The 12,551-nt window shown below is 59.4% G+C and carries 14 protein-coding genes; 9 read left to right on the top strand and 5 right to left on the bottom strand.

The genetic code is table 11. The annotated features are described in order from the left end of the window. The first annotated feature begins 8 nt into the window (after window positions 1-8). From rbfA to RNA01_RS11230, 7 genes are all read left to right on the top strand, one after another. The gene (gene rbfA / locus RNA01_RS11260) at window positions 9-422 is read left to right on the top strand and encodes a 30S ribosome-binding factor RbfA (RefSeq protein WP_147180300.1); all 414 of its coding nucleotides are present in this window, start codon (window positions 9-11) and stop codon (window positions 420-422) included. Between the two features lie 6 nt (window positions 423-428). Further along, a complete protein-coding gene (gene truB, locus RNA01_RS11255; protein ID WP_147180299.1) occupies window positions 429-1,361 on the top strand; it encodes a tRNA pseudouridine(55) synthase TruB in 933 nt (310 codons plus the stop codon). Window positions 1,362-1,512: 151 nt separating this feature from the next. After that, entirely contained in the window at window positions 1,513-1,782 is a 270-nt protein-coding gene (gene rpsO / locus RNA01_RS11250) for a 30S ribosomal protein S15 (RefSeq protein ID WP_147180375.1), read from the top strand. Between the two features lie 374 nt (window positions 1,783-2,156). Continuing rightward, complete coding sequence (pnp, locus tag RNA01_RS11245) at window positions 2,157-4,298, top strand: polyribonucleotide nucleotidyltransferase (RefSeq protein WP_147180298.1); 2,142 nt, start codon at window positions 2,157-2,159, stop codon at window positions 4,296-4,298. A 72-nt stretch (window positions 4,299-4,370) separates the two neighbouring features. Then, on the top strand, window positions 4,371-5,387 hold the full coding sequence (locus tag RNA01_RS11240) for a class I SAM-dependent methyltransferase (protein ID WP_147180297.1): 1,017 nt from the start codon (window positions 4,371-4,373) through the stop codon (window positions 5,385-5,387). A gap of 136 nt (window positions 5,388-5,523) precedes the next feature. Next, on the top strand, window positions 5,524-6,552 hold the full coding sequence (locus tag RNA01_RS11235) for an AraC family transcriptional regulator (protein ID WP_147180374.1): 1,029 nt from the start codon (window positions 5,524-5,526) through the stop codon (window positions 6,550-6,552). Window positions 6,553-6,794: 242 nt separating this feature from the next. Next, window positions 6,795-7,058 (top strand): helix-turn-helix transcriptional regulator, encoded by a 264-nt coding sequence (locus RNA01_RS11230; protein WP_170253424.1) that lies wholly within the window; start codon window positions 6,795-6,797, stop codon window positions 7,056-7,058. Between the two features lie 92 nt (window positions 7,059-7,150). Here RNA01_RS11230 and fabI read toward each other — a convergent pair whose 3' ends face one another. Genes fabI through fabA form a run of 3 tightly spaced genes read right to left on the bottom strand, consistent with a single transcriptional unit; the run spans window position 7,151 to window position 9,740 of the window. Further along, window positions 7,151-7,957, bottom strand: a complete 807-nt coding sequence (gene fabI / locus RNA01_RS11225) for an enoyl-ACP reductase FabI (RefSeq protein ID WP_147180295.1) — start codon at window positions 7,955-7,957, stop codon at window positions 7,151-7,153. 4 nt (window positions 7,958-7,961) lie between these two features. After that, window positions 7,962-9,185, bottom strand: a complete 1,224-nt coding sequence (gene fabB / locus RNA01_RS11220) for a beta-ketoacyl-ACP synthase I (RefSeq protein ID WP_147180294.1) — start codon at window positions 9,183-9,185, stop codon at window positions 7,962-7,964. Between the two features lie 39 nt (window positions 9,186-9,224). Further along, window positions 9,225-9,740 (bottom strand): 3-hydroxyacyl-[acyl-carrier-protein] dehydratase FabA, encoded by a 516-nt coding sequence (gene fabA / locus RNA01_RS11215; protein ID WP_147180293.1) that lies wholly within the window; start codon window positions 9,738-9,740, stop codon window positions 9,225-9,227. Between the two features lie 296 nt (window positions 9,741-10,036). Here fabA and irrA point away from each other — a divergent pair, with 296 nt between their 5' ends. Continuing rightward, window positions 10,037-10,462, top strand: a complete 426-nt coding sequence (gene irrA / locus RNA01_RS11210) for an iron response transcriptional regulator IrrA (RefSeq protein WP_147180292.1) — start codon at window positions 10,037-10,039, stop codon at window positions 10,460-10,462. A gap of 8 nt (window positions 10,463-10,470) precedes the next feature. Here the strand turns inward: irrA and RNA01_RS11205 are convergent, their stop codons facing one another. Further along, window positions 10,471-11,106: a trimeric intracellular cation channel family protein gene (locus RNA01_RS11205; RefSeq protein WP_147180291.1), complete on the bottom strand. Its 636-nt coding sequence runs from the start codon at window positions 11,104-11,106 to the stop codon at window positions 10,471-10,473. Window positions 11,107-11,215: 109 nt separating this feature from the next. Between RNA01_RS11205 and RNA01_RS11200 the strand changes: the two genes are divergently transcribed. Continuing rightward, window positions 11,216-11,689, top strand: a complete 474-nt coding sequence (locus tag RNA01_RS11200; protein ID WP_147180290.1) for a hypothetical protein — start codon at window positions 11,216-11,218, stop codon at window positions 11,687-11,689. 19 nt (window positions 11,690-11,708) lie between these two features. On the opposite strand, the gene RNA01_RS11195 is transcribed toward RNA01_RS11200, so the two are convergent. Continuing rightward, a complete protein-coding gene (locus RNA01_RS11195; protein ID WP_147180289.1) occupies window positions 11,709-12,500 on the bottom strand; it encodes a YdcF family protein in 792 nt (263 codons plus the stop codon). Between the last annotated feature and the right edge of the window lie 51 nt (window positions 12,501-12,551).

The raw sequence follows: 12,551 nt of genomic DNA, 5'->3' as shown, positions 1-12,551 counted from the left end.
GAAAAGACATGACCAGACCAACTTCTTCCGCTCCATCGCAACGCATGCTGCGTGTCGGCGAACAGGTGAGAGCCGCGATCACGCAGGTGCTCCAGCGCGGCGAAGTGCGTGATCCGGTAATCGAAAAGACCGTGATTTCCATCTCTGAGGTTCGCATGTCACCGGACCTCAAGATCGCCACCGCATATGTCACGCCGCTGGGCGTTTCCGACCATCAATCGGTGATCGATGCGCTGAATCACAATGCCAAATATATCCGTGGACGGCTCGGCCCCCAACTCAGACAGATGAAATACATGCCCGAGGTCAGGTTCCGCGACGATACCAGTTTCGACAATTACAAGAAGATCGACGCGCTCCTGCGTTTGCCGGAGGTCCAGCGCGACCTCGGCCACACCGATAGCGACGACGAACAAGAATAGAGACGCATGTCCAAACCCCGCAAGCCCAAGGGCCGACCGATTTCCGGCTGGCTGATCCTCGACAAGCCGGTGGATTTCGGCTCGACCGAAGCCGTTTCCAAAATCAAATGGCTGTTCGACGCCCAGAAGGCCGGCCATGCCGGCACACTCGATCCGCTCGCCTCCGGCATGTTGCCGATTGCGCTCGGCGACGCCACCAAGACGGTGCCTTACGTCATGGATGGGCGCAAGATCTACGAGTTCACAGTGACCTGGGGCGAGGAACGCTCTACCGACGACCTCGAAGGCGAGGTGACTCAGGCTTCGGACCAGCGGCCCGGCGAGGAGGATATCCGCGCACTGCTACCGAATTATACCGGCGTCATCTCGCAGGTCCCCCCACAATTCTCGGCAATCAAGATCGCCGGCGAGCGTGCCTATGACCTAGCTCGCGAAGGTGAAACCGTCGAGATCCCTTCCCGCGAAGTCGAGATCTTCCGGCTGACCTTGCTCGGTTGCCCGGATGCCGATCGCGCCGAGTTCGAAGTCGAGTGCGGCAAAGGCACCTACGTCCGTTCTCTGGCGCGCGATTTCGGCCGGGAGCTGGGCTGCTACGGCCACATTTCTTCGCTCCGGCGCACCTTCGTCGCGCCCTTTGCCGAAGAGACCATGGTACCGTTAGCGGAACTCAAGGCGCTCGAGGCGATTGAGGACAAGCAGGATCGACTCGCCGCTCTGGACGCATTCCTGATCGACACAGGCGAAGCGTTGTCCAGTCTGCCGCATGTTGCCATAACCGAAGACCAGGCACACCGCCTGCGAATGGGCAACCCGATCCTGCTGCGCGGCCGCAATGCGCCTGTCGCGGAAGCCGACGCATTCGTCACCTGCTTCGGTAAGCTTGTCGCGATCGGTGAGATTGGCGAGGGAGAATTCCGGCCACGACGCGTTTTCACCTGATCGGCGCCTGGACAATCAACGCTTTCATTTCACCGCGGAATGAGCTATAGGCACGCCAGCATGGCGGCTTGCCGTCTGCTTTCACGGCCTTTGCTGGACGGCATCCCGGCATATGGCGACTTTTTCTCCTGATATTCAGAAAGGATTTCCGATGTCGATCACTGCAGAGCGCAAGGCTGCCCTCATCAAGGAATATGCAACCGTCGAAGGCGACACCGGTTCGCCGGAAGTCCAGGTTGCTATCCTGACGGAGCGGATCAACAACCTCACCGAGCACTTCAAAGACCACAAAAAGGATAACCATTCCCGCCGTGGTCTGCTGACGATGGTTTCGACCCGCCGCTCACTTCTTGACTACGTCAAGAAGAAAGACGTAGCCCGCTACAGCAAGCTCATCGAGCGTCTGGGCATTCGCCGCTAAAAATCTCCCGGCGGACCGTCATCATGGCGGTCCGCCGGCTCTCTTTCGGGACAGACGTCCCACATGGTCATGAATGGCAGGATTGCTGCATGGCCACGACTGCATGGCAGACCGGATGGGCCGGCGCTGCCAAAACCAACCGATGACCTGTCATGGGGCAGGATTGCCGGACGCTTTGCCGATGAAGATCGGCCAGCCTGAGAGACCTATATCTCTCTTGCTTAGACGCAGGACACCACGCCTCCGCCAAAGGCACCTGCCCTCAAAGCCTCCCGCTGTCTTGCCCGTGATGCGTCAGCATCTCCGCGGTCGCGAACGGCTCCCTTGGAGCCTCGGCTTAAGGGCCCGCAGACCGTGGGAAAAGGACAAGATAGATGTTTGATATCCATAGCGTGGAAATCGAATGGGCAGGCCGCCCGCTCAAGCTTGAAACCGGCAAGATTGCCCGTCAGGCTGACGGTGCCGTCATGGCCACCTACGGAGAGACCGTCGTCCTCGCCACCGTTGTTTCGGCCAAGTCGCCGAAGCCGGGCCAGGACTTCTTCCCGCTCACCGTCAACTACCAGGAAAAGACCTACGCTGCCGGCAAAATCCCGGGTGGCTATTTCAAGCGCGAAGGTCGTCCCTCGGAAAAGGAAACGCTGGTTTCCCGCCTGATCGACCGTCCGATCCGCCCGCTCTTCCCGGACGGCTACAAGAACGACACCCAGGTCGTCGTCACCGTCGTTCAGCACGACCTTGAGAATGACCCGGACGTTCTGGCTATGGTTGCCGCTTCGGCTGCCCTGACGCTGTCCGGCGTTCCCTTCATGGGCCCAGTCGGTGGCGCTCGCGTCGGCTATATCAATGGCGAATACGTTCTGAACCCGCATCTCGACGAGATGGATGAGTCGGTGCTCGACCTCGTCGTTGCCGGCACCCAGGACGCTGTTCTCATGGTGGAATCCGAAGCCAAGGAACTGAACGAAGAGATCATGCTCGGTGCCGTCATGTTCGGCCACAAGGGCTTCCAGCCGGTGATCGACGCGATCATCAAGCTTGCAGAAGTGGCAGCCAAGGAACCGCGCGACTTCACCCCGGAAGACTATTCCGCGCTCGAAGCCGAAATGCTGGCCATGGCTGAGGCTGAACTGCGCGACGCCTACAAGATCACCGAAAAGGCCGCGCGCTACGCCGCCGTCGACGCCGTGAAGGCCAAGGTCAAGGCGCATTTCCAGCCTGAAGGCGAGGAAGCAAAATATACGGCCGAAATCATCGGCTCGGTCTTCAAAACCTTGCAGGCTAAGATCGTCCGCTGGAACATCCTCGACACCAAAAGCCGCATCGACGGCCGCGACCTGGAAACCGTTCGTCCGATCGTCTCGGAAGTCGGCCTCCTGCCGCGTACGCATGGTTCGGCGCTCTTCACCCGTGGCGAAACCCAGGCGATCGTTGTCGCTACGCTCGGTACCGGCGAAGACGAGCAGTACGTCGACAGCCTGACCGGCATGTACAAGGAACGCTTCCTGCTGCATTACAACTTCCCGCCCTACTCGGTCGGTGAAACGGGCCGTATGGGCTCCCCGGGCCGCCGCGAAATCGGCCATGGTAAGCTCGCTTGGCGCGCCATTCGTCCGATGCTGCCGTCTCCGGAACAGTTCCCTTACACGCTGCGCGTCGTATCGGAGATCACCGAATCGAACGGCTCGTCCTCTATGGCAACCGTCTGTGGCACTTCGCTGGCGCTGATGGATGCAGGCGTTCCGCTGGCAAAGCCGGTTGCGGGTATCGCCATGGGCCTGATCCTAGAAGGTGACCGTTTCGCGGTTCTCTCGGACATCTTGGGCGACGAAGATCACCTCGGCGACATGGACTTCAAGGTTGCCGGCACCTCGGATGGCATCACTTCGTTGCAGATGGACATCAAGATCGCCGGTATCACCGAAGAGATCATGAAGGTTGCTCTGAGCCAGGCACAGGGCGGCCGCAAGCACATCCTCGGCGAGATGTCGAAGGCCATCACCGAAGGCCGCTCGCAGCTTGGCGAATTTGCTCCGCGCATCGAAGTCATGAACATCCCGGTCGACAAGATCCGCGAAGTCATCGGCTCGGGCGGTAAGGTCATCCGCGAAATCGTCGAAAAGACCGGCGCCAAGATCAATATCGAAGACGATGGCACGATCAAAATCGCATCCTCTTCCGGCAAGGAAATCGAAGCGGCCCGCAAATGGATCCACTCAATCGTCGCCGAGCCGGAAGTCGGCGTCATCTACGAGGGCACGGTTGTAAAGACCGCTGATTTCGGCGCCTTCGTCAACTTCTTCGGCTCGCGTGACGGCCTCGTGCACATCTCGCAGCTCGCTTCCGAGCGCGTTGCCAAGACCTCAGACGTCGTCAAGGAAGGCGACAAGGTCTGGGTCAAGCTGATGGGCTTCGACGAGCGCGGCAAGGTTCGTCTCTCCATGAAGGCCGTCGACCAGACGACCGGAAAGGAAATCGTCGCCGAAAAGAAGAATGACGGCGAAGCCGCCGAATAATCGGCCCCCTACCTTTGCACCAAGGCGCGGAATCCATTCCGCGCCTTTTTTATTCGCTCGGAGAACTCTGCCATGAGCCGCGATACGCTGAAGACCCTGTTCCACCCCTTTGCCAGCGAAACCGTCGCCGCACCCGCGGCCGGCGAACGCTTCCTCTTTCTCGGCGCCGAGGCCGGGTTCGCCCCTCCCGAAGCCTTTGGCGCCACGATCGTCCCGGTACAGGGCCATAGGGGAGAATATCTACGGTTGCAGGCCGCAAGGCTCGAGCCCCTGTCACACGTCGAGGGCGAGGCCTATGACGGCGCACTGGTCTTGCTCGGCAAGCACCGCGGCGAGAACGACGATCGTGTCGCCGAGGCATTGAGCCGCGTGAAGACGGGTGGCTTGGTCGTAATTGCCGGCGGCAAAGAGGACGGCGTCCAGCCGATGCGCAAGCGCCTCGCTGCCCTCGGCATCGAGGCCGAACACATGCCGAAGTACCACGGCGTCGCCCTGTGGTTCAACACGCCGGAAGACGCCGGCCCGGCGGCCGCCAAGCTCGCCGCGCGCGAGACGCTTGTGGAAGGACGTTTCCACACACGCCCTGGCATGTTTTCGCATGATCGTATCGATGATGGCTCCGAGCTTCTGGCAAGCCGTCTGCCCGAGAACTTTGATGGCAATGCCGCCGACTTCGGAGCGGGCTGGGGCTATCTTTCGGCCATGCTTGCCACGCGCTCGCCCCGGACTGCCCGTATCGATCTGTTCGAGGCTGATTACCAGGCACTGGAATACGCCAAGACCAATCTGGCGGAGAACTGCCCCCAGTTGACGGCGCGCTTCTTCTGGCAGGACCTGACCCGCGAACCGGCCAAGGAGAAATACGATCTCGTGATCATGAACCCACCCTTCCATCAGGGACATGCTGCTGAGCCGAGCCTTGGTCAGACGATGATCAAGGCTGCCAGCCAGGCGCTGCGCGGCGGGGGCATACTGCTGCTCGTTGCCAATCGGGGCCTGCCCTATGAGAACATCCTGTCCGAGGACTTCCGCGAGCATGGAGAGACCTGCCGGAATGCGCGCTTCAAGGTGCTCTGGGCCAAGAAGTAGGCTTGGCTGAGCAGCATAGGACATCGTTGGTGATCTGACGGCATCCGGGTCTTCCGGACGCCGTGTCTCTCGACAAGCAGCGCAATGAGACTTAGCTTATGACGCCATTGGCTTATCATTGGACGCCATATATTCGATGCCTAATAGATCTATTGCCGACGAACTCACCACCGTTGCGGGTGTTGCCTCCGCGGTCGCTGCTCATGCGCAGTCCTACGGCATTGATATTGTGCCAATTTGCGGCGCGCTAGAGATTGAGCCGGAGATATTTCAGAGTCTCACGGCACGCATCAGCCTCGACCGACTCTGCCGGCTTCTTGAGGCTTGTGCGCTATTGGCAGACGACGAGGCATTCGGACTGAAATGTGTCGACCGCTTTGTCCCGGGCTCAACAGGCCCCTTCGGCTACGGACTGATGACAGCGCCAACCGTGCGCGAATTTGTGCGCTTTCTCGCCCTGCATATGCAATACGCGACCTACGCCAGCAATCTGCGCATCACCATTGATGGGCGTGGTGCATGCTTTTCATGGTCTTTTGCCCCGGCGATCGTAAAACGCGACCAATATGTTGACATGGGCGTTGCCCTCACGATGCAGCGTCTGCGCGATATTGTGGGGCTTCATACCGATCTCGTCGAAGTAGACCTTGAACGACCCCGACCAAAGACCCCGCAGGTTTTTCGCGATTACCTGACAAAGAGGCTGCGCTTCGGTTGCCGGGAGAATGCCCTGCGTATTCCGCTGAGCATTCTCGATACGAGGAACCCCAAGGCCGATGCACGGCTGTTCACGTTGATGGATATCCAGTGCCGGTCCATGCGACCGGATGCCGATTATCAAGAGGGAGACTTCATCGATCAGGTACGCAGGTTCCTGATTTTGCGCATGGCGGAACAAAATTCGTCGCTGAGCGACATCTCTCCGCACTTTGGCATATCCGAACGTACCTTTCAGCGCCGACTTGCGGAAGAGAATACGAGCCTCGCGGAAATCCGCGATGACCTCCGACGCGAGTTGAGCCTCAATCTGCTCACCGGGAGCGAATTGTCGATCTCGGAGATCTGCTATCGCCTTGGCTATTCCGCACCGAGTGCGTTCACCCGATCGGTCACGCGCTGGTTCGGCCGCACACCGAGCGAACTACGCGGACGCAGAGGTGCCTGAATGCGATCTGGAAGTAGAATTGCAATCTCGATCTGTCTATTGACATCGCCCTCGAAACAGTTCGGAATAGTACTGGTTGATTGAATCTGACGAGTGCAGATTTTCGCCTTCCGTCCGTAAAGTAAAGTTTTTGGCGGCCGCCGCGAATTACAATGGCGTTTCTTTTCCCTATATCGCTAACGATACAGACGCCGTGGTCAAAAACGACTGCTGGCAAAACGTGGCGGCGACCTCAGAACATCATGGCGAATAGAAAAATGTCCGGCGAAGAGACGTCGGGCGTTACAGTCGAATTGACCGAGGCGGAAGTGAAATGTCTGACGATGGTCGCTGAGGGCAAGCGGCCACTCGACATCTGCAGCCTGCTTCTGCTGTCAGAGATCGAGGTGGACAGCACACTGGATTCCGCAGAACGAAAGCTCGGTGCACGCAATCGGTTCCATGCGGTCAGCGTGGCGATGTTGATGGGCTCCATCGCGATGGAGCAAGACCCAAAACCGGAGTAAGCCGGAAAGAACCCGGCTGGCGTACCACTCCGTGTTCATGCCTGGCGTGATATGAGGTCGCGCCAGGCATTTTTTATTGCTCCGTCGAGGGCTTATTCCACGTCCGAACTGCGCAGCGTGTCAAGCGTCGGCATGGATGTGATGTTATAGCCAGCATCGACGTAGTGGATCTCGCCGGTCACGCCGCGCGCAAGATCGGATAGCAGGTAAAGGGCGGAATTACCGACATCCTCGATCGTGACGGTGCGACGTAGCGGCGCGTTCTTCTGCTGCCAAGAAAGCATGGCGCGCGCATCTGAAATCCCCGCGCCAGCCAGTGTGCGGATCGGACCCGCAGAGATCGCATTGACACGAATGCCGCGCGGGCCGTAGTCGCCGGCCAGATAGCGCACAGACGCCTCCAGAGCGGCCTTGGCGACACCCATAACGTTATAGTTTGGCATGAGACGCACGGAACCGCCATAGGTCAACGTCAGCATCGCACCGCCTTCCGACATCAAGTCGGCTGCGCGCTTGGCAATCTCGGTAAACGAGAAGCATGAGATCACCATGGTACGGCTGAAATTATCCCGCGTCGTGTCTGCATAGAGCCCCTTGAGCTCATTTTTGTCGGAAAAGCCGATCGCATGCACGACGAAATCAAGCTTGCCCCAACGTTCCTTGAGCGCGGCGACGACCGCGTCGACAGAGGCGAGATCCTCAACATCGCAAGGCAGGAGGAAGTCGGATCCGAGCTCTGCCGCCAGCGGCTTCACGCGCTTTCCGAGCGCTTCGCCCTGATAGGTGAAGGCCAGTTCCGCACCTGCCCCGCTCAGCGCCTGGGCAATGCCCCAGGCGATCGAATGGCTGTTCGCGACGCCCATGATGAGGCCGCGCTTTCCCTGCATAGAGGCGATCATGCCGTTATCCATTGTGACGCTGGAAGACCAGGGTTGCGTTGGTTCCACCGAAGCCGAACGAGTTCGACAGAACGGTATCGATCTTCGCATCATCGATGCGCTTGCGGACGATCGGCACGCCGTCAAATTCCGGGTCGAGTTCGGTAATGTGGGCACTTTCGCCGATGAAGCGCTCCTGCATCATCAACAGGCCATAGATCGACTCCTGCACACCGGCAGCACCCAGAGAGTGGCCCGTCAGCGACTTGGTCGACTGTACAGGTGGAATCTTGTCGCCGAAGACTTCGCGGATCGCGCCGATCTCCTTCGAATCTCCAACCGTCGTCGACGTGCCGTGGGTATTGATGTAGTCTACCTCGCCCGTCACCGTTGACAGCGCTTGGCGCATGCAGCGCACGGCGCCTTCGCCCGAAGGAGCAACCATGTCATAACCGTCCGAGGTCGCACCATAACCGACGATCTCGGCGTAGATCTTGGCGCCACGGGCCTTGGCGCGTTCCAGCTCCTCAAGCACCAGTACCCCCGCGCCGCCGGCGATGACGAAGCCGTCGCGCGACACGTCATAAGCGCGCGAGGCGGTCGACGGCGTTTCGTTATGCTTGGAGGACATGGCACCCATAGCGTCGAACAGATCGGACATGGTCCAGTCGAGATCCTCGTGGCCGCCGGCGAACATCATATCCTGCTTGCCCCACTGAATCATCTCCATCGCATTGCCGATGCAATGCGCAGAGGTCGAGCAAGCCGAGGAGATCGAATAGTTCACCCCGTGCAGCTTGAACCAAGTTGCAAGCGTCGCGGATGCCGTTGACGACATGGCCTTCGGCACGGCGAACGGACCGATACGTTTCGGGCTGTTGTTCTGGCGAACAATGTCGGCCGCATCGACGATCTGCTTGGTTGAGGGACCGCCGGAACCCATGATGATGCCAACGCGCTCGTTCTGGGCGTAGTCTGCCTCTTCGAGACCGGCATCGGCGATTGCCTGCTTCATGGCAACGTGATTCCAGGCTCCGCCCTGCGACAGGAAGCGCATGGCACGGCGGTCGACGAGCTCCGTCGGGTCCAGGCTGGGCTTGCCCCAAACCTGGCACCTGAAGCCGTGCTCAGCGAAATCGGGAGAAAAGGTGATGCCCGACTTCGCCTCACGCAGCGATGCGGTTACTTCAGCCGCATCGGCGCCGATCGAGGACACGATGCCAAGTCCCGTTACAACTACCCGTCTCATTTCTCAGACCTTCTTACAAAAACGATTGGACAATGCCTCTCAGGCCGTCTTTTCCTTCGACAGACCAACCCGCAGGTCAGTTGCCTGGTAGATGGTTTCGCCATCGGCTTTCAGCCAGCCATCGGCAGTGCCGAGAACCAAGCGGCCGCGCATGACGCGCTTGAAGTCGATACCGTATTCGAGCAGCTTGGTGGTCGGGCGGACCATGCCCTTGAATTTCACTTCGCCGGTCGACAGGGCCATGCCGCGCCCCTCTTCCCCGAGCCACCCCAGGAAGAAGCCGGTCAGTTGCCACATGCCGTCAAGGCCGAGACAGCCGGGCATGATGGGGTTGCCCTGGAAGTGGCAGGGGAAATACCAGTCGTCGGGGCGGACATCGTATTCGGCGCGAATGTAACCCTTGTCGAAGGCGCCACCCGTCTCGGAAATGTCCGTGATGCGATGGACCATTAGCATCGGCGGCAGGGGGAGCTGCGCATTGCCAGGACCGAACAGCTCGCCGCGACCGCAAGCGAGTATCTCTTCATAGTTATAGCTGGATTGTCTTGGTGCCATTTTCTTCTTTTCCCCCCTAGGCGTCTCGTTAACGGACCCTTAGAGCAAGATAGGGATAAAATGAAGTCCCACAATAGCCGCACCGCTGACTTCACGGTCCACTGGCATCGGGTGGCTTCCGCCGTCGCATACAGGATGCACACCTCAAGGACCAGACCCTAAACCGGCAGATCGGGGCTTTTTCGGCACTTTGTGCCATCGCCGGCCGGTGGAATCTATTGAAAGGGTGATGCGCAAAAGTTATATCAGTCTATGAAGTCAGATGATCATAGTCAGACAATGCGGAGAGCGTCTTCATGACGGTTGAGGATCGCACCGGTACAGAATTGAAATTGCGGCATCATGGACTGCGTCCAACGCGGCAAAGGATCGCGCTGGCGAGCCTGTTATTCGCGAAGGGCGACCGTCACCTGACTGTGGAAGAACTGCACGAAGAGGCGACGGCCGCCAAGGTTCCCGTTTCGCTCGCGACCGTTTACAATACGCTTCACCAGTTCACCGAAGCCGGCCTGATCCGGGTCCTCGCGGTCGAAGGCGCCAAGACTTATTTTGACACCAATGTGTCCGATCATCACCATTTTTTCATTGAGGGAGAGAACGAAGTTCTCGATATCCCGATCAATAGCATCGTTATCGACAATCTCCCCGAGCCTCCGCTAGGCATGGAGATTGCCCATGTTGACGTTGTGATTCGCCTTCGGACGAAGAAGGATGAGGCTTAAGCCCTTTTCTAGAGGACGTCCTGCGGCGGTCGGCCCGGACGAGATTTGTAGCTGGGGAAACTCCAGCCAAACCGCAACGCACCGCCGCGGATAGCAAAGGCGGTCGTCGCCCCCAAGATTGATGCGACATAGAGCGGCGTGCCCAACGCGGTCGCTGCAGTGAAGGCACAAGCTCCGACAAGCGCCGCCGTGACATAAATCTCCGGACGCAAGAGCACCGAGGGCTCCCCGGCGATGATGTCGCGCAGAATCCCGCCGAGAGCAGCGGTCAATGTGCCCGTAACAATCGCAACCGTCGGCGAACCGGTGGCCGCCAGCCCCTTGGCCGCGCCCATGACGCAATAGGCCGAAAGCCCGATAGCATCCAGCCAGATCAAAAGCCGATAGCGCGACTCGAAGAGATGGGCCGTGAAGAAAACCAGCACACCAACAAAGGCGCAAACCAGGATATAGCCGGGATCGCGCACCCAGAAGACCGGAACATTGCCAAGCACCAAGTCGCGCAAGGTCCCTCCGCCAATGCCGGTGATGGCGGCGAGAAAGAGGAAACCGATCACGTCGAGCTCCTTGCGCGAGGCGGAAAGCGCGCCGGTCGCCGCGAAGACGGCAACTCCCGCATAGTCTAGAAATCCGAGCAGCGTCATTTCAGCATCTTCCTGCGAAAGCGTTCGGCAAGCATACCGGCGTCAGGGCCGCACAAGCACGGAAACATATGGTAGAGGAAAAAGAACTCATCTTCCTGGGGCGACTGCCGTGAAATACCTGCTTCTTGCCGTTCTGCAAATCGCGTTTCTGTTGACCGCAAGCTCCGCAGCGCTGGGCCAGCAGCAGCTTATCAGCGATCCCGAAATATACGAAAAGGAACATTTCCAGAAGCGCTGCAATGCCGTGAAGTTTGGCCCCGACTTCATCACGAGGCTGGACATCAACAATGATGGCATCATCGACGCCGTGGTTAACGAAGGCGAGATCGTGTGCGACGGCATGCGCGGACCCGACTGCACCGACGACGGCTGCCCTTACAACTTCTATCTTCAGGTGAAGGAAGGTGGCTACTTCATGATCGCCACCGCCAAGATGTATGGCTACGACTTCATCAAGCGCTTCGGCAACATGGTCTTCGTGATGCAGATGCATCCTCGCTATTGCGAGCGCACCGACGAGGCAATCTGTGAGATCACCGTGCGGGTGCGAGGCACTAAGTTCCTGACCATCTCGAAGAAATGAACTTCCTGTACGCTCGCACTCAGGGCGCCGGATACAAGGCCCCGATTCGGCCCATCAGGTAATAGGCAGCAAGGCCTGTCCACTCGCGCACAGCTGTCGCCATCTGCTGAGCGTTCAACGTCGGCTGGGTGAAATCCAGGGCAAGCCTCACCTTCCCACTGGTGCGATAATCCGTCGGCCAAGGAACGATCGCAAGACCTGCGGAGCGAAACAGCCCGACGGCACGGGGCATGTGGAAGGCCGATGTGATCAGAAGGCAGTTCTGCAACCCATTCTGCAACAGCAGCGACCGGCTGTTGTCGACATTCTCGGCAGTCGTGCGCGACCGCGTCTCGCGCAGCAATCGGTCGGACGAAATCCCGAAGACCGTGAAGAACCGGTCGGACGCAACAGCATCACCCTCATAGCGGCCACTCAGGGAGCCATCGCCACCTGAAACCAGAATGACCGATTGCGGAAACCGGCGGGCAAGCCGCAGCGCCTCGACAAAACGGTCGGCGGCCTGGTTCATCTCGATCCCGCCACGCGTCGTCGTCACCTCCGTCTCGAAAGAGCCACCGAGCACAATCATGCAGGAAAGCGACTGCGGATCGTCGGCCGGTCTGGGGAAGCGTGCTTCGAGCCCCTGCAACACGTAGGAGCCGGTTGTTGTATAGAGCGTCACGAACAGGATGGCGCAAGCGATGGCCCCAAGCGCGACACCTGACCGGCGCAGACCGGCACCAAGCGCGACGAGGGCAAAGAGGACCGCCAGGAAGGCCAGCGACAACGGCTGGGCAACCACCCAGAACAGCTTGGAGATCAGGAACATGCTTTTTTCTCCTTCTTGGCGCCCTCGCGGCGACGCCGGAACGGGCCTACG

The sequence above is a fragment of the Paenirhizobium naphthalenivorans genome (assembly GCF_007992095.1).
Classification (GTDB): domain Bacteria; phylum Pseudomonadota; class Alphaproteobacteria; order Rhizobiales; family Rhizobiaceae; genus Allorhizobium; species Allorhizobium naphthalenivorans.
The sequence above is the reverse complement of the archived record's forward strand: the minus strand, read 5'-3'. Positions and strand labels throughout refer to the sequence as shown.